This window comes from [Bacillus] enclensis, assembly GCF_001456935.1.
GTDB lineage: Bacteria > Bacillota > Bacilli > Bacillales > Bacillaceae_B > Rossellomorea > Rossellomorea enclensis.
This window is the reverse complement of the sequence record NZ_KQ758487.1, coordinates 90874-115069: the sequence shown is the minus strand read 5'-3', so window position 1 is coordinate 115069 and position 24196 is coordinate 90874. Positions and strand designations below refer to the sequence as shown.

The following is a 24196-nucleotide window of genomic DNA, read 5'->3' as shown; positions in this document are numbered from 1 at the left end:
AGTTATCCGGTATTAGCCCCGGTTTCCCGGAGTTATCCCAGTCTTACAGGCAGGTTACCCACGTGTTACTCACCCGTCCGCCGCTGATCTCAGGGAGCAAGCTCCCATCGATCCGCTCGACTTGCATGTATTAGGCACGCCGCCAGCGTTCGTCCTGAGCCAGGATCAAACTCTCCGATAAAAGTTTGAATAGCTCTTGTTTTGCAACGATTAAATCGTTGCGGTAAATCTAGAATTAACGTTGACGTATTGTCTTGTTTTGTTCAGTTTTCAAGGTTCAATTTGTTGCACACGCTCCGTTTGAAGCGACTTTATTAATATAACACATCTTTCGTTTTCGCGTCAACAACTTTTTTAATTTCTTTTTCCGAAATGTTGTTTGCTGTATCAGCGACGTTTATTAATATATCACGCTCTAAAAATTATTGCAATATATTTTTACAAAAAAATTATTCTCTGTCCATTTTTTTCTTGTTCTTCCTTTTGGACAAGCTTCATATATTTGAAAGTAGACTTTCCTGAAAGGAGTTTCAGTTAATGACAGTTATGGATGCAGCCCAGTACCTCTCTTACTTTATGGCCATTTATCTGTTTGCGTACTCATATGTAACCGGACTGAAAATCTGTGAAAGCACAAAACCAGTCAGAGGTTTGACTTTTATTTTGTCAGTAGTCATGGCATTTGTCTTTTCGTGTTTCACTTACACGTTCTCATAATAAAATAGGAAGAGCGGACTTTTAACACCGCTATTGATTTCCGTGCAAGACTTCGCTTTCCGCGGGTGACCCGTGAGCCTCCTCGGCTTCGCCTTGCACTCCAATCAAACGCTTGAAAGGACTAATAATATCTAACATAACGTGCAAACTGAAAACCCTAATGAATTTGCCTGATAAAAAGCAATTTCATTAGGGTCTCACGTAGGCATAATAATATACGTCCCTTCCTGACTTTTGGCATTTCATTACGATCTATAATCCAAACAGCAAGCCTTCTTCATCATATTCGTTTCCGCCGATTGATATTTTTTGCTCTTTGACGATCTCAGGACGGAATTGGTAATAAAAATGTTTAGATGGATTTTCTTTTAATACCCAGACGAGCATATTGGAATGACCCTGTGCTTTTAACTCGGCCATCGCAAAACGAAAAATGGCGCTTCCGATTCCAGTCCGCTGATTTTCTTTTAATAGATAGATGGCATAAAGTTCACCTTCATACTGTTTATCACGTTCCCGGCCTATGGAAACGAACCCTGCAATTTTGCCGGTATCCAGTACGCATACATAGGTTTGATGAGGGCCGCTTAGAATGCCTTCCCACCTGACCTTTCTCTCCTCCACATTTAAGGAATCAAGGTAATCATCTGAGACGATTCCTTTATACGTCGTTTTCCAGCTGTTTATATGAACGTCCGCAATCCCTTCTGCATCTTCAGGTACCGCTTTTCTAATATGGTACTCCTTCATTGTTTTTCACCTCATTCACTTGTTGAACCATTTTCTTCACCTTTCTTTCTTCTATTAGAAAGAGCGTTACTCCAAGAATGATGATCAAACCGCCCACTACCTGAGTAAGAAGTATTTTTTCAGCCAACAGCCAATAGGCTAGTAAAGAGGCCCCGATGGGTTCGAACAAAATCGCCATCGATATGGTCGACGTACTTAACCACTTCAGTGACCAATTAAAGAGGGTATGACCAAGAAGCGTTGGGACAATTGCCAGGAGCAGGAAGTAAAGCCAGTCTTCTCTGGGATAAGGTCCGAGACTCTCACCACGGCTTAGAGCATAAAATAAAAGAACAATGGCACTTATTGTATAGACCAGGTACGTATAGGTAATCAGCGAAAGCCTTTTACGGATGGTCTGTCCGAAAAGGAGATAGCCTGTCACCAAAGCGCAGGCAAGCAAGGCTAAGATATCCCCCCACAGTGCTTCCCCGCTGATCCTGAAATCCCCCCAGCTGATGATGAAGCTTCCTGCCACAGCCAGGAGTGCACTAATGACTGCTTTTCCGGTCAGCTTTTCCTGAAAGAATAGATACGCACCTATAAATGCGAACAGCGGCTGAAGGGTAACAAGTACAGTTGAACTGGCAACCGAAGTGTAGTTCAGAGATTCAAACCAAAGAATAAAATGAAATGCCAGAAAAATACCGGCTATGATGGAAAATGCCCAATCTCTCAAAGTAATAAGTTTGAGTTCCCTCACATATTTTAAGAAAAATACCGGGGTCATTAATAAAATTGTGAAGAAGAGCCTGTAAAATGCCAAAATCCCGGCAGGAGCACTCGATACCTTCACTAAGATGGCTGAGGTTGATACGGAAATCACCCCGATCGCAAGTATAAGATAAGGATTTACTTTTGTATCTGACATGGAAACACCCCCCGTGCTTTTTGAATGTAATACTAGGCGTGCAGCCTTCATATTCAATTGTTCTCATTTTAATAAATTAAGAGAAAGAATACTATAACCAAATTCATCATTTTTTACAATAGTTGAAAGGGAGATGGAGGGGGTCAAGTGGACTTCATAGACACGGCACTATATATGAAGCTGGGAATCTCTGCAGTACTCGGGCTGGTTATCGGACTTGAAAGAGAATTAAAAAGGAAGCCGGTCGGTCTTAAGACTTCACTTGTCATTTGTATCGTAAGCTGCCTTTTGACGGTCGTATCCATTGAATCGGCGTATATTTCCGAAGGCTCTGAAAAAGTGAATATCACCATGGATCCGCTCCGGCTCGCAGCTCAAATTGTATCTGGAATCGGATTTCTTGGCGCAGGTGTCATTCTGCGGAAGGGAAATGACAGTATATCCGGGCTTACAACAGCAGCGATGATCTGGGGGGCGGCGGGCATCGGAATTGCTGTGGGGGCGGGCTTCTATATGGAAGCAACTGCAGGAGTCATCCTTATCATCGTTTCTGTGGAAGTCGTACCTACGATCATTACGTTCATAGGACCGAAACGACTTCGCGAAAAGGAATTATTCCTTCGGGCTACCATCAAGGAAAAGCATGAGATCAGAGCAATCATCGATCAAATCAAACAAGAGGATATTGCAATTGAAAACATCCGTATTAAAGATTTGAAAAATAATTTACATCTGCTTGAGTTGAAGATCATTGTTGATTTTAGAAAGAAGACAACGGATATTTATTACAGGATATCCGAGATTGAAGGGATCAAGGATGTTGAAATTGAAAGTTTGTAAAAGTAAAATGACCCCCTGGCAGCCATGGGGGTCATTTTTTATGAAGCTGGATCTTTTCAATGCAATGAAGTTTTTTCACCACTTCAAGTACACCATTGAAGTTCACAATGTCAGGGGTAAGGATAAGCAGGGAATATTTAAAACTATCCAGCCCTTTAAGGTCATCGTCGTCCTCGATTTGATACTGTGTGATTTCAATGCCGTGGCTGGTGATCGCCTCATTGATGGCAGTGATATTCCCTTCACCTTTTTTCACAACAAGGCTTAGAAGCAGGAGTTTCTTATGCCTGACTCTTTCTTTATAGAACATTTCAAATTTATTTAAGAAAAATAAGGTCATGACGATAATCAAAGTTGTAAATATCGCTTCATAATACATACCGATCCCTACAACTAGTCCGAGTCCCGCCACAACCCAGATGCTCGCTGCGGTAGTCAGTCCCCTGACCGTCACCCCTCCATGCACCATGATTGTTCCTGCACCGAGGAAACCGATCCCTGAGATAACATAAGACGGGATACGGCTTGGATCGAACCCCACCAGTTCCGGGTGCTCCTCCAGGAAAGGTTCAAAACCATATAATGAAACCAGCATCAATAAACAAGACCCTACACCAACAAGGATATGCGTCCGCAGTCCGGCCGGGTGATTCTTCGATTCCCTCTCAATCCCGATCAGACCGCTCAGAATCACAATAAGCATGATGCGGATCAAGGAAGTTTCATACTCGTCCGGAAGTTCCGGCACCCATTCGAAATAGTCCATAAGCGTCCCCTTTTCACTTTCTTCTATTACGTATACTTTTAACCTGAAACGCAAATTTTAAAACCCTTCATTTTGGAGGCGGCGCTGAATCGTCTTTCAAAAACAAAAACCAGGCGACAAACGTCACCTGGCACATGTTCATATTATTTTACAGGCTTCTTCAAGAAACCAACCATCAAGGCCGTAATGACTGAACCAACCAGCACAGCCACCAGGTAAAGGAACGGATTACCTTCTACGACCGGGAAGACGAATAGTCCTCCGTGCGGGGCAGGCAGTCCGATGCCAAAGGCCATCGTCAGGGCTCCGGCAACTGCGGAACCAGTCACAATCGAAGGGATGACCCTGAAAGGATCTGCCGCTGCAAACGGGATCGCCCCTTCCGTGATAAAGGATGCTCCCATGAAGTAGGCTGCAATCCCTGCTTTTCTTTCATTATCTTTAAATTTGCCTTTAAAGAATGTAGTGGCAAGCGCCAATCCAAGCGGAGGAACCATACCGCCCGCCATAATCGCTGCGTGTGGTGCAAGGTTTCCTCCTTCGATCATCGCGATTCCGAATGTGAATGCGGCCTTATTGATTGGTCCACCCATATCAACCGCCATCATTCCGCCAAGGATCAAACCAAGTAATACCAGGTTTCCTGTGCCCAGTCCATCCAGCCAGTTCTGGATCCCGCTGTTCACTGTACTCAGCGGCTCAACAAGGAACTGGAGCATAATGAAACCGGTAATGAAAATCCCGAACAACGGATAAATCAAAACGGGTTTAATGCCTTCAAGCGCGGCTGGGAAATTCTTCGTTAATCGCTTGATTCCAACGACAACATAACCTGCAAGGAAACCGGCAATGATTCCTCCCAGAAATCCACTCTGACCAGTCGCGGCAATCAGACCCCCGACCATACCCGGCGCGAAGCCAGGACGGTCTGCAATGCTCATGGCAATGAACCCTGCTAGAACCGGAACCATCAGGTAAAATGCATTCTCTCCGCCTATTTTATTTAAAATGGCTGCAAATTCATTGTATTGTGGAGAATCCGGATTCGCAGATTGAATGCCGAAAAGGAACGAAATCGCGATCAGAATTCCTCCGCCGACAACAAACGGAAGCATATTGGATACACCGTTCATCAAATGCTTATAGAAGAAGCCTGTGCGTTTCTTTTTCTCAGCACCCTGCTCCTCTTGATCTTCTGAGCCCTTGCTTCCACTGTATAATGGTGCATCTTTTTCCACTGCTTTTTCCAGCAGGTCTTTCGGTTTTCTGATTGCTTCTGCCACAGGGACTTCGATGACAGGCTTACCTTTAAACCGATTCATCTCAACTTTCGTATCTGCTGCGACAATGATGGCTGCAGCGCTTTCAATTTCGGCTGCAGTCAGCACATTCTTTGCTCCGCCTGAACCATTTGTTTCAACCTTGAGTTTGATACCAAGTTCTTTCGCCTTTGCTTTCAGGGCATCCGCTGCCATGTAGGTGTGGGCGATGCCGGTAGGGCACGCAGTTACAGCGAGCACCTGCCCTTCCTCTGAGGAAGACTCTTCCGACACAGTTTCCTCTTCATCCTCTTTATCATGCAAGTTGATAATTTCCAATACTTCTTCCTCTGAAGAAGCATTCACCAGTGATTTCCGTACGTCCTCGTCCATCAACATGGATGACAGGCGGCTTAGCGCTTCCAAGTGAGTCTGATTGGCTCCCTCGGTTGCAGCAATCATGAAGAACAGATGTGCCGGTGCCCCGTCCAGGGACTCATAATCGACTCCGTCAGCCGATTTCCCGAAGGCAATAGCCGGCGACTTTACTGCAGATGTTTTCGCATGGGGGATGGCGATCCCTTCCCCGATCCCTGTCGTACTTTGTGATTCCCGATTGAGAATCGCTTTTTTGAATTCCTCCGCATCCTGTAGTTTCCCACTCTTATCCAGGACGGAAACAAGTTCATCAATGACGGTCCCTTTGGATGATGCTTTCAGATTCAATGCGATTGTCTCTTTTCTTAAAAGCTCTGTTATACGCATTGTACTTCCTCCCTTTTATCTTTTACTGATTTCAATTTGTTTGTATAAGTCGTTAACTTTATTTGCATCACAAAGACCTATGGAAAAAGCCGTCGCAGAACCAGCCGCCGTCCCAAGCCGGAATGAGTCCTCCATACTGTATCCCTTCGAAAGTCCAGCGAGGAATCCTGCTACGGTTGAGTCCCCTGCCCCTACTGAACTTTTTAGCTCTCCGTCCGGGACGGACGCTTGATATACGTCCTTCCCGGATAACAGGAGGGCACCTTTTTCCGCCATGGATACAATCACATTTTCCGGTCCTTTTTCTTTCAGTTTCTTTCCGTAAAAGACTGCATCCTCAACAGAATTGATCTCTACTCCGAACATTTCCCCCAATTCATGATGATTAGGCTTGATCAAGAACGGTTTCAAGGAAAGGACAGGTGCGATCAATTTCTTTTCAGCATCGATGACAATCCGCGCTTCCCGCTTCCCGCAGAGTGAAGCAGCTTCCTGATAAAAGGATTCAGGGACGGAAGCAGGAATACTCCCGGCAAGTACGAGGGTATCATCCTTTGATAAAGTCGAAATCCTACTGAGAAGACGGTTCAGCTGCTCCTTTGTAATGGACGGGCCGTTTCCGTTTATTTCCGTTTCATCTTCAGCCTTCACCTTCACATTGATCCTGGAGGTTTCATCCACTTCCACAAATTCAGCTTCAATCTGCTCATTTTTTAAAAACTGCTTGATGAATTCCCCAGTGAATCCCCCAGCAAATCCTAATGCCGTGCTTTTCACATCCAGGACATGGAGGACCCGTGAGACATTTATTCCTTTTCCGCCGGGAAGAGCATTTTCTTTCGTCGACCGGTTCAATCCTCCTTTAGTGAACTGGTCAAGCTCCATAATATAATCAACTGATGGATTCAGGGTTAATGTGTATATCATGTTGTCACAACCTTTACTGTCGTTTTTTCCATATAAGCCGGGTCTGGTTCGTCTCCGCTCCTATTTGTGATGACAACCGCTTCATTTAAATCAGCTATTTTGCTGAACGCGATTTCACCTAATTTAGAATCGTCAGCCAGCACAAACGCTTCTCTCGAAAGTTCGATGGCCGTCTTCTTCACTTGCGCTTCTTCAGGGTCAGGTGTAGTAAATCCGTATTGCGGATGGATCCCATTCGTTCCAAGAAACGCTTTATCAAAACGGTACTTCTGAAGAGCTTCAATGGCTCCGCTTCCTATCATCGCTTTCGTTGTCGGCTTCACGTTCCCTCCGATGAGGTACGTCTTGAATCCTTTTTGGAGCAGGGCATCCACATGAGTCAACCCGTTTGTCACAATCACGATGTCAACCTGAGGAAGAAATTCAATCATACCGAGTGTCGTGGTTCCTGCATCAAGAAATATGCAATCCCCTTCTTCCGCAAGTCCTGCAGCAAAACGTCCGATCACGTTTTTTTCATGAAGGCTTTTGGATGTTTTCTCAGAAACAGTCAGCTCCTTCAACTTTCCTTGCAGCCTTGAAGCTCCCCCGTGAACCCTTTTTAAATACTTTTCTTGTTCAAGCTGGGTCAGATCCCGGCGGATCGTTGATTCGGATGCTTCTGTCAATTCAGCGATCTCATAAATTTTTACGGTTTCCTTGTCTTTCAGCAAGTCTATAATGATTCGATGCCGTTCTTCAGTAAGCATAAGCTCCTCCTGCAACTCTTTGTTACCCTTATTATAATGAGAACGTTTTCAGAAATCAATCATTATCTATCATTTTCATTCAAAAACAATCACAAAACACTCAAAAACATCCACAATGGATTACTGCGGTTCAGGACGAACCATCATCCACTAACACTAAAAAAGCCAGCCCCGGGAACAACCCGGAACTGGCTTTATATCAAACACTATTATTCGTGATTTTCTTCATGCTGCTGTGCTTCAGGATTTTCTGAGCTTTTCGGATTAGGATTGACATACTGATAATCTTTACGATCGATCGGTGTATATCCTTCCGGTTCATAGAAGCGCAATAAATCTTCATAGATTACTTTGTCTGATAGCTCGAGACGCTTCTGAGCATCTTTACTCATAGCTTCACAAGCCTTTTTGGCTTCTTCATTACCTTCTTCAACCGGCTTGCCTGTTTCGTTATCATAGCAGACACCTTTGATGTTTGAATACTTGTCAGAAATGACATCACCATTACGGAAAGGAACGATTTGCTTGCGTTCTTTAGAAAGCAGGTCCTGACCAAAGCTTAGATAGTCCTTCGTGTCCACTCCAAGAAGGTGCATAACCGTTGGGCGAATATCGATTTGGCCGCCGTAGGTATGGTTGACTCCACCTTTTGCACCGGAGTTCAGGATGAACAACGGCACTCGTTGAAGCTGTGCACTTTCATAAGGACCGACTTCTTTGCCAAGTATTTCAGACATCGCTTTATTATGATTATCAGAAATACCATAGTGGTCTCCGTATAGGACTATCATTGTATTATCATAAAGACCTTTTTCTTTCAGGTCGTTCACAAAGTTCTCCAACTGTTTATCCATGTAGTGAGCAGTTTGGAAATAACGGTTCACTACACCATCATGCGTGTCAGCTGTACCAAAGTTGGCATCTTCTTCATGACGGTCGAATGGGAAGTGGTTGGATAACGAAATGAACTTCGCATAGAACGGCTGTTTCAGACTTTCCAGCATAGGCATTGATTCCTTGAAGAACGGGCCATCCTTTAGACCGTAAGGAAGCTGTTCTTCCGGATTGTTCATATCATAGTATGTTGCATCAAAGAATTTATCATATCCCATAGAGCGGTACATCTCTGAACGGTTCCAGAACGTCTTGTAATTACCGTGGAACGTCGCAGAAGTGTACCCTTTATCCTTTAATAAAGCAGGGGCAGATTGATACGTGTTGTTTGCGTGTGTCATGAACACTGCTCCCTGAGGAAGTGGATATAATGAATTTTCAAGGATAAATTCCGCATCGGATGTTTTTCCCTGTCCTGTTTGATGGAAGAAATTATCAAAATACATGGCATTTTGATCTTCAACCAATGAGTTCAGGAATGGAGTGACCTCTTCGCCATTCAGCTCTCTTCCAATCATGAACGACTGCAGGGATTCCATTGAAATATAGATAACGTTTTTCCCTTCGGCTTTTCCAAATGCCTCTGGGTTTGGAGCGACTTTATTCGCTTTTACGAAGTTTTCCACTTCTGATACTTCATTGCTGTCGGCCATGGCACGCTTGGCATGTGTCTTAGAGTTCTGGACGACATCATAAATCGTGAAGTTAGTTGTACCTAAATATTTTACAAGATAGTTACGGTCAAAGCTGCGTGTCAATAACTCCGGGCGGTCAATATTCGCAAGTCCAAGGTTCAACAGGAACACAAGCACCGCTGATGTCATGACTGCAAACACTGCACGGAAGCGCAATTTTTCCTGAGGCTTCACTTTCTTGGCGATCACAAGTCCAATGATGATGAACAGATCAAGGAAGTAAAGGATATCAAGAGGATTGATCAGCTCGAGTGCACTGCCTCCAAGTCCGTTATTCGTTTTCGCCTGCAAAAGAACCGGCACTGTAATGAAATCATTAAAGAAACGATAATACACGACGTTTGCATATAGAATGAAAGACATCAATAAATTAATGACGATAAATGCAATGTATCGCCCTCTGCCTTTCCAAAAGAGTGCTATACCAAAGAAAAATAGTGCTGAACTCAGCGGATTAAAGAATAACAAAAATTGCTGCATGGCATTTTGGATGCCAAGATTGAATTCCGCTAAATAGACAGCATACGTTTTTAACCAGAATAGAATGACGACTGTAAAGAAGAAAGTCAACTTCCCAGCACGCATCTCACTGCGCATGTCATTGAAACGGTTCTTAAAGAAGTTCATGCTTCATCACCTTTATTATTAAAATTTAGTAAAGTTAATTTGTAGTTTTTGTAAATCAGATTGAGTCAACAGAAAGTATTATAACAGAAATTAATTTCAGCTGTATAACATTTTGGTGTGATTCGTAACAAAAAGATTTCACCGTGATTCGACAAAAATAGTTGGCTTCTATAGGGGAATACGATAATGACAAGGGTTGTTACGTAATTTCGAAATGAAATACAATTTAGATACGTGGCTGCAGTTACATGAATTGTAAATAAATACAAGAAAGATGTTTCTTTTGTTTTTATCCTTTATCTCTTTCCCTCATCTATACCGCCTGTAAACCTGGAATGTAAATGTAAAATTAACCAAATGTAAAGCTTTTTACAAAAAAAGATTGAAGACTTCACACTTCAATCTTTCATCGTACACTTAAACCCGGGTCAATTCCTTCAACACAAATTTTTCCACAACTTCAGCTACGCCGTCTTCCATATTGGAAGATGTGACATGATCGGCTTTCTTCTTTATGTCTTCCGGCGCATTGCCCATCGCGACACCCAGCCCGGCGAATTCAATCATAGCCAGATCATTATAGCTGTCTCCGATTGCGATGACTTCTTCCCTGGTGATACCAAGGGGTTTGATCAGATAATCCAGGCTAGCGCCTTTTGTCACTCCAAGCTGCGTAAACTCGAGAAAGAATGGTTTTGAGCGCATGACACAAAGTTGGCCGTCCAATTCCTCCTGAAGCTTCTTCTCCACTTCCACCAGTCGTTCCGCTTCTTTCAGCATAAGGGCCTTGACGACCGGTCCGGCAACCGCTTCTTTGAAATCAGGTACCACCTGCACCGGAAGCCCGGTCAGCCTGCTTTCGATCTCTGCAAATTCATTCGGTTCCTCTACAAGGATCGCATCATCAGAATACGTCAGGATCCCGACGCCTTCACGTTTGCTTAAATCATATAAACGGTGGGCTGTTTCAGCAGATAATGAGCGGCTGTAAATTTCGTCATCCGTACTGCAATTGATGATCACGGATCCATTAAAGGATAAAATATAGCTTCCAAACTCATTCAGTTTCAGTTCTTCCGCCACCCTGCGCATACCATAGGTCGGCCTGCCAGATGCGAGGACCACCTTCACACCGTTCTCCTGAGCTGTCATCAGTGCTTTTTTGGTGCGTCCGGAAATCGTCTGGTCATCCCGAAGCAGTGTATCATCTAAATCAAGAACGATCATTTTATAATTCATTAATAGAAACCCCTTCTATAGTAGAAAATATATTTTCCTACTATAACATCAAACGGATTTTTAATAAAAGGAAATCTTTGTGAACAATATCCGGTGCACCATAAAAGAAGACAGCTGAGATCAGCTGCCTTTTTTCAATGCTTGATGTTTTTGATCATGTGACTTGGACCTTAATTCCGATCGTATGTCTTTGTAAAAAGAGACTCCCATCAGGATGATGACCAGGGCAAAAGGAAGAGCTGCGATGATCAGCATATTCTGCAGTCCCTGGGTGCCCCCAAAGTAAACGACAGCTGCCGCCATCATCGATTGAATCAATCCCCAAGAAATCTTGACCTGATTTCCCGGATTCAAACGGCCGTCGGTACTGAGCATGCCCAATACAAAGGTAGCGGAATCCGCGGAAGTGATGAAGAAAATGGCGATGACAAAAATCGTAATGATGGACATAAAGGTTCCGAGCGGATATTCAGCAAGCGTCCCGAATGTCGAGGTCTCAAGGCTTAACTTAGAGATGGTCGCGATCCCAAGATTCTCTAAACGTAGGGCGGAAACCCCGAATACAGAGAAGAAAATGAAGCATACGAGGGAAGGGAGCAATAGAACGCCGAATAAAAACTCTTTGATTGTCCGGCCCCTTGATATCCGCGCAATGAATATGCCGACGAAAGGCGCCCAGGAGATCCACCAGGCCCAGTAGAAAATGGTCCAGCCATTGATCCACGTCCGTCCTTCGGCATCCATCGGTGCGATGCGCAGGCTCATTTTGAAGAAATCGGCAGCGTAATTGCCCAGCGTATTCGTAAACATGTTCAAAATCAGCATGGTCGGTCCGACGATGAATAATAGAACTAGCAGGAATGCAGCAAGGCCCATATTGATATTACTCAAATATTTGATCCCTTTCCCGATGCCTGACCATGCAGACCAGATGAATAAAACGGTGGAAACCGCCAATACAATCAGCTGTACAGTGAAATTGTTGGGGGTGCCGAATAAAAAGGAAAGCCCTCCTGTTATCTGTGCGGATCCGAACCCAAGGGTAGCGGCAACACCGACAACCGTCGCAAATACAGCAAGCACATCAATCCCTTTCCCCAATGGACCCCTCATACGTTTCTCGCCGAATAAAGGGGTGAGCGTGGCACTGATTAATCCAGGTGCCCCGCGGTTGAATTTAAAGTAGGCCAATACCAGCGCAACAATGCCGTAGACCGCCCAGGCGTGGATTCCCCAGTGAAAAAAGGAATATTTAAGCGCGTCCCTAACCGCAGCATCCGTCCCCAGCTCTGCTGCCGGACTGCTTTTGAACGCATGGGATATTGGTTCTGCCGTCGTCCAGAAGACAAGCCCCATCCCCATTCCTGCACTGAACAGCATGGCAAACCATGAAGAGTTGCTGAACTCAGGTTTTTCTCCATGCTTGCCGAGCCTGATTTTCCCGTAACGCGAAAACATTAAATATACGCAGAAAAGTAAAATGGCAATGACAATAAGCAAATAAAACCAGCCGAATTTATCCAGGATTCCCTGTGTGAATGCAGCCGTGATTTTTTCCAGATGTTTTGGAGCAACAGATCCCCAAATGACAACGATCAAAGTAATAAATAGTGAATACCAAAATACTCGTGTAGCCTGTTTCATGTGTCACCTCTCAAAATTATGTACCGTACCATGTTAACATACCTCTTATGGATAGCCAGAAAACCGGTATGGTTAATTAATTTTTATTATCCTCGCGGCAGACTTTCCTATACGGTGAATAGTGATGACCCATTTAAATAAGAAAGAAAGTAAAAAAATCAATTCTATTTACAATTTTTATTGACAACAAAACAGCCTATCCATTAAACTATTTTCATAGCCGTTAACGAGGCATACATATTGAAACACGGGGCATTAGCTCAGCTGGGAGAGCGTTTGGCTGGCAGCCAAAAGGTCAGCGGTTCGATCCCGCTATGCTCCATACCGAAAACAGGGAAAACCTTAATGGTTTTCCCTGTTTTTTTATTTATAGAAAAAACCGCCAGATTACGTAAGCTGACGGTTTTTCTTCCTTATTTAATGATTGTCGACCCCTGAAGCAGTTCCGGCTTGGCGCCAAGAATCAGTAAAAACAGTTTTGAATCACTGATGTTGCGGTGTTTCTTCATAAGTTCCTTCAATTGAATGACTTGCGGATGATCCTTTAATTTTCTCACTTCCTGCTGATACAAAGTAAGAATCGATCCCCTTACGAAGCGCGGCTCGTAATCCGGCAGTTCCTTATCCCTCAATAAAGATCCCATATACCCATATTTCAATTGAAGCTGTCTTGTCAGGCTGACCACATGAACAATCTGCTCGTTCAATTCCGGATATTCATGCTTCAGAGATTCCACATCTTTTTTTGCATCGTTCAGATCGTGTAAACTTTCAAGCATAGTTGTCATGAAGCTTCACCTCCCAAGTTCCAAGGCTTCTCAAGCCCGATGATTTGAGTCAGTGTTTTACTGTGCTTGCGGCGGATCCTTCTTCTTTCGGCACGTTCTTTGCCTGATTCATAAAGGAACTTCTCTTCTTCTGTTTCCGGGATGATTTCCGGCACCTTGACCGGCTTTTTATTTTCATCCAGTGCCACAAAGGTCAAAAAGGCTGTTGCGGCCATCCTTCTTTCCCCTGTCATCATGTCTTCAGCGATCACCTTGCAGAAAATCTCCATTGATTTATTTCCAACGTAAGAGACATATGACTCCACGCATACGGAATCGGATTGCTGTATCGGATAAAGAAAATCGATGGAGTCTGTTGATGCCGTCACGCATTCTTTCACTCTTGCATGACGCCTCGCCGATAATGTTGCATTATTATCAAGCTTCTTCATCAATACACCCCCGAACAATGTATTGTAGTTATTCAGATCATTGATCATAACCTGGTCCGTACTGACGACCAGGCTTTCTTTAGGATGCTTGGCTTCTTTCATGGTGAACAATCCCTTCTGTGTGAATTCGTATTTCAAACGTTTGATACCCAAAGTGTACGCCTGAGTGTCCCATAAGTGAAATGAATGTTCTTTATCCGTGTCATAGATATCATCAATGAGAATGCTTTCAACCAAATGGTATCAGCGTATGATTTTGGAAAATCCTAATGAATTTTTTTACTATTTAAACTAAAAAAGAGCATCCCTTTTAATCAGAGATGCTCCCCATCAGCCTGTCCTGGGTGAACTTCAGCCACTCGGAAGTCGCATAAGATAAATATTGATTTTTTCTCCAAATAATTGCAAGATCCCATTCAATGACAGGTTTCACCACTTTGATTGCGGTGAGATCCTCCTTGAGAAGACTGTATACGCTCGCAGGCAAAATGGAAATCCCCAGCTCCGCCTCGATCATCTTCCCGATAAAATCCCACTGAGAGCTTTCGGAAACGACCTGCGGCATAAAACCGGCTTCTTTACACGCTGCTTTAATCCGGTCATTCAGTGCAAAATCTTTATTGAAAAGAATGAATGATTCTTCCTCCAATTCTTCCATCTTGATCTGTTTTCTGCGGGCGAACTTATGGCTTGGCGGAATGACTGCCAGGAGTTCTTCTTTCATGAAGGAAAAATGATGAAAATCATCGCCGCTCACAGGAAGGACGGCAATCCCGACATCCAACTGGTCTGACATGATGTCTTCTTCTATTCTTTTCGTCCCGTTTTCAATAAGCTGAAACGTGATGCGTGGATACAGCTTGTGAAATTCCCCAAGTACACGGATAAAATGACCGGCATCCATGATCGGCGGCAGCCCGATCCTGATATGCCCCCTCTGCAGCCCGATAAGGTCATCGAGTTCATGCTGGATGTTCTCGAATGCTTTATCGATTGTTTGTGCCTGCTGCAGGATTGCCCTTCCGGCATCGGTCAGCACAAGCTGCCTCCGCGAGCGGTCAAACAGTTCCACCCCGAGTTCTTCTTCAAGGTTTCTGATCATTTTACTGATGGTAGGCTGAGTCACAAATAAGTGATCCGCTGCCCTGGTGAAACTTTTAAATCGAGTTACTTCGATGAAATATTTTAAGTGACGTATATCCATGCCTACACCTCTCTTTTTCATTCTTCGGTCCACATATTATAGCATCCCGGCGACTCAAGAATACAGTTAATCCGAAACCTGCTCCCCGATATGCATCATGGCAGCTGTTCCTTGTTTCAGATCTTTGACCAAATCCCTGTTAGTTCTTATACTGATTAGTAAGTTCTTGAAGGGCAGTGATACAAAATGCTATACATATGGAATATAGAGAAGATCATCCAGCAAACACTATCTCAGCACAACTTGAAGATCAACTATGAATCAAGCAACAGTCTCACTGTGCCAATGAGTTATAACGTATCCCATAATACAATCAGATTTAATTATTTGAAGATCAATGGATATATAGCAAAGTTGAATATCAGGCAGCCAAAGGAGGATCTTGTACGGATTGTCCTTTACCGGGTTCTCGGTTATTATCTGGACTTTAAGAAAAATAAGCATGATACAAGAATATTGATGTACGGCGATGACAAAGAGAAAACAGACCTTAAGAATCTGATTGAGAAAAATGCGTGGATATATGGGCGGACGTTGGTGCCTGGAGAGCTGATAAGCGCTTATGACCGAATGTATGAATTGGATAAAGTTCTCCTGTGAAAAATGAGGCTGGGACAAATGTGTTTTAGTCTATGTAAAACCCGAACTAATTTGCAAAAGATAGGACAAATTAGTTCGGGTTTTTAATTTGTTCGAAGTACATTTAGAGTTTGGAGTGCAAGACGAAGGCGTTCTTTGCCTTCTTGGTCGGTTTGGCTTATGACGTGTGCCTCTAAGCCCTGCAGCTGGACAAGTGAGACCCCGCAGGCTTGCCGAGGAGGCTCACAGGCTACCCGCGAAAAGCGAAGTCTTGCACGGAAATCATTAGCGGTAAAAAGAACCTATACTAATATTGTTCATCTTTGTATGGTAGCTCATTAGTTTTGTCTCCACCTCGATTCTGATTGTCTATCTAGTTTTGAATATACTTATTGAAAACCTCTCCAAAGTCTTTTCTTGTATTGGCATTATAATGGTCATTGAACCATTCAAACGCAAAACTGGTCGTTTGTTTGAATTCGTCTGATATGTCATTATCATGGAATCGGTTATTGGCTATGAGTTCCCTTGCCGTAGACAGACTCTTCTCTGCAGAGTCGATGATCCGCTTCCCTTCATCCTGGATGTGGGAGATAGCAAGAAGTGATTTGTAAAGGTCGGCGATTGCCTCTCCTTCTTTTTTATCGATATCGACTGAGAATGCCTTGCTGCCCATGGTGAATTTGATTTCAAGGTCCAGGTCGATGGTGCCAGCCGTTTCAATGGATACATTGCTGATCGGATGTTTGTAATAGTCATAGCGGTAAAGGTTGCGCTTGCTGCTTGAGGCCTTTTCACCATCTAAATGAATGAGCGCACGATTGGTGAAGCAGTATTCGTCGGTTTTGGACTTGATGAGGAAGTGGATTTTTTCTCCGTCTTCGCTTAGGACATAATCGTCTGATTGTGTTTTGTCGAAGTCTTCACGTTTGATGATTTTTCCGATGTCGCTGATACCCAATGCATCACTTGCGAATTTCTTTAGCATGATTGATAACCTCTTTTCAATTATTAATTTGCAGGTTAAACAATACACTACAAAAAAACATCCGTGGTTAATCACCCTAAATACCGCTGTTGATTTCCGTGCAAGACTTCGCTTTCCGCGGGCGGTTGATGAGCCTCCTCGTCGCTGCGCTCCTGCGGGGTCTCACCTAACGCGCTTCTCCCGCAGGAGTCTTCGTCTTGCACTCCAATCAACAGCTGGGGCCGGTTGTGCATTGTTTTCCTTAGCTATTGTTTAACCATTCTCTTACACTACCATGCTATCAAGAAATGACTGAGAATGTAAGTATCTTTGCAGGGGGCAATGTCATCAATCTACTGTTAATAGTAATGAAAAGAAAAGAACCCAAGGCTGATAAAGCCTTGGGTTCTTTTGGGGTTTGGATCAGTATAGCAGGTATTGTTTTCGTACTTTGTTGAATTCTTTTAGTTCTGGCTGCCATTGGGCTGTCATATCTTCTATGCTTCTTCCTTCTTCGATTCCTTGACGGATCCAGCCGTTTCCGATGAGGTTGTCGAAGAATGAGACGCCGGCGCTGTTTTCTGCACGGAACTGGAAGTCTTCAGGATACATGTCATGAATTGTTTTCACGATGTGAAGTCCCGTTTCGACAGGTTTGAATGTTTTTCTGTCAGTGACATGAATCTCGATTCCGTGTGACAGTTTGCCTGCGTGCTTGGACGATGCCGGAGTGAAAGATGCCGCCCTGAACGTGACCCCTTCAAGCTTAAGCCCATTCAGTTCATCTGCAAGGTCGGCAGCGTTGATGAACGGTGCTCCGATCAGTTCGAACGGCTTCGTTGTGCCGCGCCCTTCAGAGACATTAGTCCCTTCAATGAGTGCAGCTCCAGGATATACTAAAGCTGTATCAAGGGTCGGCATGTTCGGTGAAGGCATGACGAACTCGAGCGGTGTTTCATCGTAATACTTGTCGCGTTTCCAGCCTTCCATTTCCACAACGGTCAGGTCGGCACCGATATCAAATTCTGTATTGAACAATTTTGCAAGTTCCCCGACTGTCATTCCATGACGGAGCGGGATGCTGTAGTTTCCGACGAATGAAGAATATTCCATATCAAGTACAGGACCTTCGACTTTTGATCCGCTCAGCGGATTCGGACGGTCGAGCACGATGATCGGGATATCATTTTCTTTTGCAGCTTCCATCGCATATGCCATGGTGTAAATATACGTGTAAAAACGAGTTCCCACATCCTGGATATCAAAGAGAAGGACTTCTACATTTTCAAGCATTTCAGGTGTCGGTTTCTTTGTCGCCCCGTAAAGGCTGTATACCGGAAGACCTGTGCGTTCATCGATGTAGAAATCGACATACTGTCCTGCCTGTGCGTCTCCACGCACACCATGTTCAGGCCCGTAAAGAGCAGTCAATTCCACATCCGGATCATTATGCAATGTATCCACGATACTGTTCAGCTCTTGATCCACCCCGGTAGGGTTCGTGATCAGGCCGACTTTCTTCCCTTCAATCAGATCTTTTTCCTCTTTTAAGAGCTGCTCAACACCAAGTGAGAATTCTTTATGTTTTCCTTTCCCTTTTCCGTGTCCATTGCCTTTGCCGTTATCATGCGCAGAGCCCGCAGACATCGTCGAAAAAATGAGTATCAGTGTGAGCACTGCAATCATCCACTTTTTCAAATTCTTCCCCTCCCGTTAACTGAAATTTAATACGTCAAACCGTGTCCGAATTCATACAGGGTGCCTTCATCCACTCCCGGTATGGATACCGGAAGCTTTCCGCCTGGTGCGTTCGCTCCGAAAATCGTCGCGGCGGATGCCTTAAAGCTTGCCGTGCGGAAACCGTATTGAGCAAGATAAGCGTCAACCTCTTCGTTATACGCCATGATGTCGTATGGGTTGCGTATGCCGACAGTGATTACAGGGGCGTCTGTTTCGTCTTGTAAAGCTTTGACCATCTGCATCTGGGCACTCTCAGGAGATCTGCCCGAGACATTGTAGGTGTAAGTACCGGCGATGACAGCCGAAGCACCTCTGATTTCGGCTTTCTGTTCTTCAGTTAATTGGTAATTCGATGAAACCTTGATGACTGTTGTATTTTCATGCTGTTCCTGTACAGCTTCTCCAAGATCCTCGATAAACGTATTACCGATCACAACGACCTTTTCATCTTCAGTAGTATTTAATGGAAGCGCCTGCTCATTTTTCACAAGAGTGATGGAACGCTCTGCCGCTTCTTTTTCCACTTGTTTATGTTCTTCAGATCCGACGATTACATTTGCTTCAGCGATTTTTTCTTCCAGTGGAAGCGGGGTTTCTTCCTTGATGACTCCCCGTTTGATTTTAAGGGTAAGGATTCGTTCAACAGATGCTTCGATTCGATCAACTGTCAGTTCACCGCTGTCGACCGCATCAAGAAGCCCTTGTCTCACTTCGCTCAGTCCAACCGGCATAAGGACGATGTCCGTGCCCGCTTTTACTGCGCGGACTGCCGCATCGACTGAACCGAAATGGTCGGCGATCGCTTTCATGTTCATGGCATCTGTCGTGATGATGCCCTCATATCCCATTTCTTCACGCATCAATTCTGTCAGGACTTTATGAGAAAGAGTGGCAGGGACCGCAATTTCTTCTCCTGTTTTTTTCGAAATGGCCTTGGAGTCGTCGATTTTAGGGAACGTGACGTGAGCCGTCATGATTGCATCAATCCCAGCATCCATTGCTTTCTGGAATGGATACAGCTCCACTTCCTTCAACCGTTCCTTATCGTGAGGAACTTCCGGCAGCCCAAGGTGTGAATCAACAGCAGTATCACCGTGGCCTGGGAAATGCTTGGCAGTCGCTGCTACACCGGCGGACTGAAGTCCTTCCGTATAGGCAACTCCCATTTCGGCGACCAATTCGGGATCACCGCCGAAAGAACGGACTCCGATCACCGGGTTGTCAGGGTTGATATTAACGTCCATAACCGGCGCAAAGTTCACATTGATTCCAAGGGAATGAAGTTCTTCCCCGATCGCTTTCCCGACATTACGGGCAATTTCAGGTGATCTTGTCGCCCCCAATGCCATATTACCTGGGAAGTCAGTTCCAGATTGAAGACGTGTGACGATCCCGCCTTCCTGGTCGATTGTCATCAGCAGGCCATATTTCTCTGAAGCATCCTGATAATCTGCTACCAGCTTCGTTGTTTGTTCGGTCGTGACCACATTCTCACGGAATAAAATAACCCCGCCGAGATGATAGTCCTTCACAAGCTGCTCGATTTCAGGAAGCATTTCCGTTACGTTCTCGCCGTCCCAGTTCCTGAAGTCGGGCATGAGCATCTGACCGATTTTCTCTTCGATCGTCATGTTTTCGATCGCTTCATCAACCAGATTGTAGCGCTCTCCTTTTTGTTTAATAATTTTCGCTTCCGATGCAGGTTTGCCTTTTTCACCCTTGTTATCGACAGGCTTCACATGCACGGCAATGCGGTCGGAATAGGTTCCGTTTGACACTTTGATAAACGTTTTCCCGTTCTTGCCGGTCAAAGTGACTTTTCCATCTTCATCCACTGAGGCCACTGTTTTGTTCGAAGAACTCCAGTTCAATCCTTCGGACACAAGCGTAAAGTGCCCGTCGTTATAGATATTCAATGCCTTCATGCCAATTTCTTCACCTGCCTCCGCCTCCACTTGCGGTGCATTTTGATAAATGATCAAATCTTTCAGGACGCTTTCCGCCTTCACATTGTTCAGCGGCAGTCCGGAAATGATGAGCGCAAGTACCAGGACGGTTAATGAAAAGATTTTATTAAAGTGTTTCATGCGTGTTCCTCCCCTGCTTTTTAATAACTGCGTTTAGTCCAGCCTTGGAAATGCGTCTTCAGCTCATGACCGTTATCTGCTTTCAGTTCGATATCTTTCACATACCACCCTCGGTAGTTAACGGATGCATCTGTTTCATAGCTGAAACGGATGAACCTTGTCCCTGCAGGTATTTTCACTTCCTCTTCTGTCCAGCCTTCACTGTTTCCTGTAAAAGAAGTTGCCGCCGCTGTCCAGGTCTCCCCGTCCATTGAGGTTTCTACATGACCGAAATCGGAATCCTTCTCGATCCGGTACCAGGTATCAAAGGATAAAACTGCCTCCTTATCAACGTTCACTTCCGCCGCCAGGCTTCGTTCCATTTTATCTCCGTACCCAGCGAACCAGGCTTGTTCCTTCTTTTTTCCTTCCATATCCACAGGGATTGAATCTGCAACCAACTGTGCAAACGGACGTCTGACCGTATTGGTCGAAACTGTGGTCCGTGAAGGATGCACACGATTTGTCAGGAGGATGGCGATCGTATCGTTATCCTTATCCACTACGATTGAAGTTCCTGTGTACCCTGTATGACCCAGTGAATTCTCTCCTGCAAGACCGTCCATGAACCACCCCTGGTTCAATTCCCAGCCAAGTCCGTGGTCATCACCCGGGAATTCGGGGATTTGATTTTCTGAGAGCAGTTTGACCGTTTCCGGTTTCAGGATCTGTTTGTTTCCATAACGTCCGTCTTTTACAAACATGTGGGCAAATTTTGCCAGATCCTCTGCTGTTGAAAATACTCCGGCGTGGCCGGCAACTCCGTCGAGTGACCAGGCATTTTCATCATGTACTTCTCCCCACACGAGCCCGCGTCCGATCGCAGGCTGATATTCAGTTGCCGCAATCCTTTCTTTTAAGGATGCAGGCGGGTTGTACATTGTATCTTTCATTCCGATAGGTTCCGTTATATTCTCTTTCACGAATTCATCAAGACGCTGGCCGGACAATCTTTCGATAATGGCACCCAGGGTAATCATGTTTAAGTCGCTGTATGTATAGGCGGTGCCGGGTTCATTCGCCAGCGGCTGGTTGAATACCAGCTGCAGCCTGTCTTCTCTATCATTCCCTTTACTGTAAAGCGGAATCCAGGCCGTGAATCCGGACGTATGCGTCATAAGCTGACGAATCGTCACATCTTCTTTCCCATTCGCTGCAAACTCGGGGATATACTCAGCCACCGGATCGTCGAGCCCGAATGCCCCGTCTTCATAAAGGATCATCGCGGCAGTGGTGGTAAATATTTTACTGATGGAGGCGAGATCGAAAATCGTATCTTTCTGCATCGCAATCGGAGAGTCTGCTTCTGTGAAATCCCCGTCTGTATAACGATAAGCATCCCCATAAGCTTCATGCTTCACGATTTGGCCGCTTCTCGCGACAAGCGCTACTGCCCCGGGCATGACACCCTCTTCAATCTTCTCTTCCATCATTGGATCGATCCGGTCCAAAGTAGACTGAATCATTCCTGCACCCCGTGCAGAGCCCGGATGGAGAACAGGCGATGATGGTGCGGGGTTCCCCCATGTGAATGCAGGATGCGCCCGTACCTGTTCCGCTTTTGATACCGGTCTGTCTTTATCCCCACCTTCCGCAAATACTGCGGGACTAAATAACGACGTACACATCAAAGCGGTCAAAGCGATCGAAACTGGTTTCTTTTTCATCCATCTTTCCCTCCTTTTAGTTATAAATGTAAGGGTTTCCAATTACTTTACTATTCTAGTTTATGGAATTAAAAGTATAGATGTCTATACCACTTAAGTCCTGTTAGTGCGCAGAATGTCGTAATTATGTATGACATATGGACTGTTTTGAAAATTTAGACTATTTTTGTTGAAATTTCCGGAGGTATGCTGTCTTCGCAAAGTAATATAGCGGGTTTCTTTTACCAATTAATAGGTTTTGATAATATAATTGATTTTTTGATAATATAATCACAGTTTTTGATAATATATTTGGATTTTTGATAATATCATCCCTGTTTTTGAAAATATATCAGGCGGGGTACAGTCAAATGGCTATAAGAAATATACAAACAGGCCCCAATCATGTCTTTTTTTAATCTAAATTCTAAAAACCCATCCATTTTTGAACCATGACCCCTAATTTTTATATAATTTTCATAACAACTTGAACAAGAAAGCGAGGGGGCAGCCATGACAAAAACGACGATCGTCCTAATCAGGCAGGACCTCCGTCTCCATGACCATCCCGCTCTTTATCACGCGTCCAAAGAGGGACTCGTCATCCCGCTTTATATTCATGATGAGAGCATGTCACCGCCGGGCGAAGCCAGGAAATGGTGGCTCCACAGGAATCTCGAACAGTATGAAAAATCCCTCGAAGCGATTGGCGGATGCCTGCTGTTCGACAAAGGCAAATTGGAAGAAGTGCTTCCCAAATGGGTAAAGAAGACAGAGGCGGCAGCGGTATACTGGAATCGCTTGTACGCCCCTGACATATTTGAAAGGGATAAGAAACTTGCAGAGGAACTGGCCGCGGATGGAATCGAGGTCAAAACGTTTGAAGGGACCCTCCTTCTTCCTCCCTGGAAGATTACAAAAGCAGACGGATCCCCTTACAAAGTGTATACCTCCTACTACAAGGCCATTAGGAAAGTGGAGGTGCCGAAACCTGTTCCGACCGTTAAATCATTGTCTGCACCTGAAATTGCTGAAAATGAAATGCAGCTTGAGGATTTCCGGTTGCTGCCCCAAATCAGATGGTACAAGATAATGGAGAAAGTCTGGGATCCCGGAGAAAAGGCAGCAATAAAACGGATGAAGCGATTCAGCAAACAAGTCCAGGATTATGATGAAGGCAGGGATTATCCGGCAGCAGGAATCCATTCCACTCTTTCCCCTTATCTGGCAATCGGGGCAGTTTCAGTAAGAAGCCTGTTCCATCACTTCACAGAAAAAATCGAGAAACAGACCGAACCGTTCATCAAGCAGTTGATTTGGAGGGATTTTTCCTATTCCGTCCTCATGCACTTCCCGCAGTCCCCGGAAGAGCCTCTGCACGAGAAATTCAAGGCGTTTCAGTGGGAAGAAAATGCCGCACATTGGGAGAGCTGGATCAAAGGCAGAACCGGCTATCCAATTGTAGATGCGGGCATGAGGGAGCTATGGGCAACAGGCTTCATGCATAACCGCGTCCGAATGATCGCGGCTTCCTTTTTAACAAAGCATCTGTTGATTCCATGGCAAAAAGGAGCGGACTGGTTCATGGATACGCTGATCGATGCCGACACCGCCAACAATTCGATGGGGTGGCAGTGGGTGGCCGGAAGCGGCTTTGATTCTTCGCCTTACTTCCGCATCTTCAACCCAACCCTTCAAAGCGAGAAGTTCGACGGGGAAGGCGAGTACATTCGGATGTGGGTTCCAGAACTGAAGGACATACCGTCCAAATACATCCACTCCCCTTCCACGGCTCCCACTGATGTATTAGAAGAATCCGGTGTGAAACTTGGTGTGGATTACCCATACCCCGTTGTCGACCATAAAGCTGCCAGGCAGCGGGCCCTGGACCGTTTCGAAGAAATAAAATAGCAGGGGAACCGCCATTGTGCGG

At 44.9% G+C, this 24196-nt stretch carries 20 protein-coding genes, 1 tRNA gene and 1 rRNA gene; 5 read left to right on the top strand and 17 right to left on the bottom strand.

From position 1 onward, the window contains the following. A 16S ribosomal RNA gene (locus AS034_RS18860) occupies positions 1-181 on the bottom strand; the annotation flags it as partial. A gap of 356 nt (positions 182-537) precedes the next feature. Here AS034_RS18860 and AS034_RS18855 point away from each other — a divergent pair. Beyond that, on the top strand, positions 538-717 hold the full coding sequence (locus tag AS034_RS18855) for a hypothetical protein (protein ID WP_032086342.1): 180 nt from the start codon (positions 538-540) through the stop codon (positions 715-717). 252 nt (positions 718-969) lie between these two features. Here the strand turns inward: AS034_RS18855 and AS034_RS18850 are convergent, their stop codons facing one another. Together AS034_RS18850 and AS034_RS18845 are read right to left on the bottom strand one after the other, a co-directional pair. Next, positions 970-1467, bottom strand: a complete 498-nt coding sequence (locus tag AS034_RS18850; RefSeq protein WP_032086343.1) for a GNAT family N-acetyltransferase — start codon at positions 1465-1467, stop codon at positions 970-972. Next, the gene (locus AS034_RS18845) at positions 1448-2377 is read right to left on the bottom strand and encodes a DMT family transporter (protein ID WP_058299742.1); all 930 of its coding nucleotides are present in this window, start codon (positions 2375-2377) and stop codon (positions 1448-1450) included. Before AS034_RS18845 ends, AS034_RS18850 begins: the two co-directional genes overlap by 20 nt. 174 nt (positions 2378-2551) lie before the next feature. Between AS034_RS18845 and AS034_RS18840 the strand changes: the two genes are divergently transcribed. Further along, entirely contained in the window at positions 2552-3217 is a 666-nt protein-coding gene (locus AS034_RS18840; protein ID WP_032086434.1) for an MgtC/SapB family protein, read from the top strand. A gap of 31 nt (positions 3218-3248) precedes the next feature. Here the strand turns inward: AS034_RS18840 and AS034_RS18835 are convergent, their stop codons facing one another. The 7 genes from AS034_RS18835 to AS034_RS18805 all read right to left on the bottom strand — a co-directional run bounded on the left by AS034_RS18835 (position 3249) and on the right by AS034_RS18805 (position 12782). After that, a complete protein-coding gene (locus AS034_RS18835; protein ID WP_032086344.1) occupies positions 3249-3983 on the bottom strand; it encodes an MgtC/SapB family protein in 735 nt (244 codons plus the stop codon). Positions 3984-4126: 143 nt separating this feature from the next. Continuing rightward, on the bottom strand, positions 4127-6007 hold the full coding sequence (locus AS034_RS18830) for a PTS fructose transporter subunit IIABC (RefSeq protein WP_058299741.1): 1881 nt from the start codon (positions 6005-6007) through the stop codon (positions 4127-4129). 15 nt (positions 6008-6022) lie between these two features. After that, complete coding sequence (pfkB, locus tag AS034_RS18825) at positions 6023-6934, bottom strand: 1-phosphofructokinase (protein ID WP_058299740.1); 912 nt, start codon at positions 6932-6934, stop codon at positions 6023-6025. Next, positions 6931-7683, bottom strand: a complete 753-nt coding sequence (locus tag AS034_RS18820; RefSeq protein WP_058299739.1) for a DeoR/GlpR family DNA-binding transcription regulator — start codon at positions 7681-7683, stop codon at positions 6931-6933. Before AS034_RS18820 ends, pfkB begins: the two co-directional genes overlap by 4 nt. 209 nt (positions 7684-7892) lie before the next feature. Continuing rightward, complete coding sequence (gene ltaS / locus AS034_RS18815; protein WP_058299745.1) at positions 7893-9869, bottom strand: lipoteichoic acid synthase; 1977 nt, start codon at positions 9867-9869, stop codon at positions 7893-7895. 447 nt (positions 9870-10316) lie between these two features. Then, positions 10317-11138 carry a Cof-type HAD-IIB family hydrolase gene (locus AS034_RS18810; protein ID WP_058299738.1) on the bottom strand — a complete coding sequence of 274 codons (822 nt, stop codon included), beginning with the start codon at positions 11136-11138 and terminating at the stop codon, positions 10317-10319. A 120-nt stretch (positions 11139-11258) separates the two neighbouring features. Continuing rightward, complete coding sequence (locus tag AS034_RS18805; RefSeq protein ID WP_058299737.1) at positions 11259-12782, bottom strand: glycine betaine uptake BCCT transporter; 1524 nt, start codon at positions 12780-12782, stop codon at positions 11259-11261. A gap of 249 nt (positions 12783-13031) precedes the next feature. Here AS034_RS18805 and AS034_RS18800 point away from each other — a divergent pair. Beyond that, a tRNA-Ala gene (locus AS034_RS18800) sits at positions 13032-13104 on the top strand. Between the two features lie 91 nt (positions 13105-13195). Here AS034_RS18800 and AS034_RS18795 read toward each other — a convergent pair. From AS034_RS18795 to cidR, 3 genes are all read right to left on the bottom strand, one after another. Then, a complete protein-coding gene (locus tag AS034_RS18795) occupies positions 13196-13570 on the bottom strand; it encodes a hypothetical protein (protein WP_058299736.1) in 375 nt (124 codons plus the stop codon). Next, positions 13567-14103, bottom strand: a complete 537-nt coding sequence (locus tag AS034_RS18790; RefSeq protein WP_032086436.1) for an acyl-CoA thioesterase — start codon at positions 14101-14103, stop codon at positions 13567-13569. Before AS034_RS18790 ends, AS034_RS18795 begins: the two co-directional genes overlap by 4 nt. Positions 14104-14311: 208 nt before the next feature. Continuing rightward, positions 14312-15205, bottom strand: coding sequence for a cidABC operon transcriptional activator CidR (gene cidR / locus AS034_RS18785; protein ID WP_032086351.1), 894 nt, complete (start codon positions 15203-15205; stop codon positions 14312-14314). 186 nt (positions 15206-15391) lie between these two features. Between cidR and AS034_RS18780 the strand changes: the two genes are divergently transcribed. Then, on the top strand, positions 15392-15805 hold the full coding sequence (locus tag AS034_RS18780) for a hypothetical protein (RefSeq protein WP_032086352.1): 414 nt from the start codon (positions 15392-15394) through the stop codon (positions 15803-15805). Positions 15806-16157: 352 nt separating this feature from the next. Here the strand turns inward: AS034_RS18780 and AS034_RS18775 are convergent, their stop codons facing one another. The 4 genes from AS034_RS18775 to AS034_RS18760 form a co-directional block, all read right to left on the bottom strand. Next, complete coding sequence (locus AS034_RS18775) at positions 16158-16772, bottom strand: PH domain-containing protein (RefSeq protein WP_058299735.1); 615 nt, start codon at positions 16770-16772, stop codon at positions 16158-16160. A gap of 402 nt (positions 16773-17174) precedes the next feature. Continuing rightward, positions 17175-18449 (bottom strand): exo-beta-N-acetylmuramidase NamZ family protein, encoded by a 1275-nt coding sequence (locus tag AS034_RS18770; RefSeq protein ID WP_032086354.1) that lies wholly within the window; start codon positions 18447-18449, stop codon positions 17175-17177. A 26-nt stretch (positions 18450-18475) separates the two neighbouring features. Further along, positions 18476-20578, bottom strand: a complete 2103-nt coding sequence (locus AS034_RS18765) for a glycoside hydrolase family 3 protein (RefSeq protein ID WP_058299734.1) — start codon at positions 20576-20578, stop codon at positions 18476-18478. A gap of 20 nt (positions 20579-20598) precedes the next feature. Then, positions 20599-22284, bottom strand: a complete 1686-nt coding sequence (locus AS034_RS18760; protein WP_058299733.1) for a serine hydrolase domain-containing protein — start codon at positions 22282-22284, stop codon at positions 20599-20601. A 492-nt stretch (positions 22285-22776) separates the two neighbouring features. Between AS034_RS18760 and AS034_RS18755 the strand changes: the two genes are divergently transcribed. After that, a complete protein-coding gene (locus AS034_RS18755; protein ID WP_058299732.1) occupies positions 22777-24174 on the top strand; it encodes a cryptochrome/photolyase family protein in 1398 nt (465 codons plus the stop codon). Positions 24175-24196: the final 22 nt, after the last annotated feature.

Excerpts from the sequence above, each read along its gene's own strand:
- AS034_RS18855 (WP_032086342.1), top strand. The coding sequence starts at position 538 with ATGACAGTTATGGATGCAGCCCAGTACCTCTCTTACTTTATGGCCATT.
- AS034_RS18850 (WP_032086343.1), bottom strand. The coding sequence starts at position 1,467 with ATGAAGGAGTACCATATTAGAAAAGCGGTACCTGAAGATGCAGAAGGG.
- AS034_RS18845 (WP_058299742.1), bottom strand. The coding sequence starts at position 2,377 with ATGTCAGATACAAAAGTAAATCCTTATCTTATACTTGCGATCGGGGTG.
- AS034_RS18840 (WP_032086434.1), top strand. The coding sequence starts at position 2,552 with ATGAAGCTGGGAATCTCTGCAGTACTCGGGCTGGTTATCGGACTTGAA.
- AS034_RS18835 (WP_032086344.1), bottom strand. The coding sequence starts at position 3,983 with ATGGACTATTTCGAATGGGTGCCGGAACTTCCGGACGAGTATGAAACT.
- AS034_RS18830 (WP_058299741.1), bottom strand. The coding sequence starts at position 6,007 with ATGCGTATAACAGAGCTTTTAAGAAAAGAGACAATCGCATTGAATCTG.
- pfkB (WP_058299740.1), bottom strand. The coding sequence starts at position 6,934 with ATGATATACACATTAACCCTGAATCCATCAGTTGATTATATTATGGAG.
- AS034_RS18820 (WP_058299739.1), bottom strand. The coding sequence starts at position 7,683 with ATGCTTACTGAAGAACGGCATCGAATCATTATAGACTTGCTGAAAGAC.
- ltaS (WP_058299745.1), bottom strand. The coding sequence starts at position 9,869 with ATGCGCAGTGAGATGCGTGCTGGGAAGTTGACTTTCTTCTTTACAGTC.
- AS034_RS18810 (WP_058299738.1), bottom strand. The coding sequence starts at position 11,138 with ATGAATTATAAAATGATCGTTCTTGATTTAGATGATACACTGCTTCGG.
- AS034_RS18805 (WP_058299737.1), bottom strand. The coding sequence starts at position 12,782 with ATGAAACAGGCTACACGAGTATTTTGGTATTCACTATTTATTACTTTG.
- AS034_RS18795 (WP_058299736.1), bottom strand. The coding sequence starts at position 13,570 with ATGACAACTATGCTTGAAAGTTTACACGATCTGAACGATGCAAAAAAA.
- AS034_RS18790 (WP_032086436.1), bottom strand. The coding sequence starts at position 14,103 with ATGAAAGAAGCCAAGCATCCTAAAGAAAGCCTGGTCGTCAGTACGGAC.
- cidR (WP_032086351.1), bottom strand. The coding sequence starts at position 15,205 with ATGGATATACGTCACTTAAAATATTTCATCGAAGTAACTCGATTTAAA.
- AS034_RS18780 (WP_032086352.1), top strand. The coding sequence starts at position 15,392 with ATGCTATACATATGGAATATAGAGAAGATCATCCAGCAAACACTATCT.
- AS034_RS18775 (WP_058299735.1), bottom strand. The coding sequence starts at position 16,772 with ATGCTAAAGAAATTCGCAAGTGATGCATTGGGTATCAGCGACATCGGA.
- AS034_RS18765 (WP_058299734.1), bottom strand. The coding sequence starts at position 20,578 with ATGAAACACTTTAATAAAATCTTTTCATTAACCGTCCTGGTACTTGCG.
- AS034_RS18760 (WP_058299733.1), bottom strand. The coding sequence starts at position 22,284 with ATGAAAAAGAAACCAGTTTCGATCGCTTTGACCGCTTTGATGTGTACG.
- AS034_RS18755 (WP_058299732.1), top strand. The coding sequence starts at position 22,777 with ATGACAAAAACGACGATCGTCCTAATCAGGCAGGACCTCCGTCTCCAT.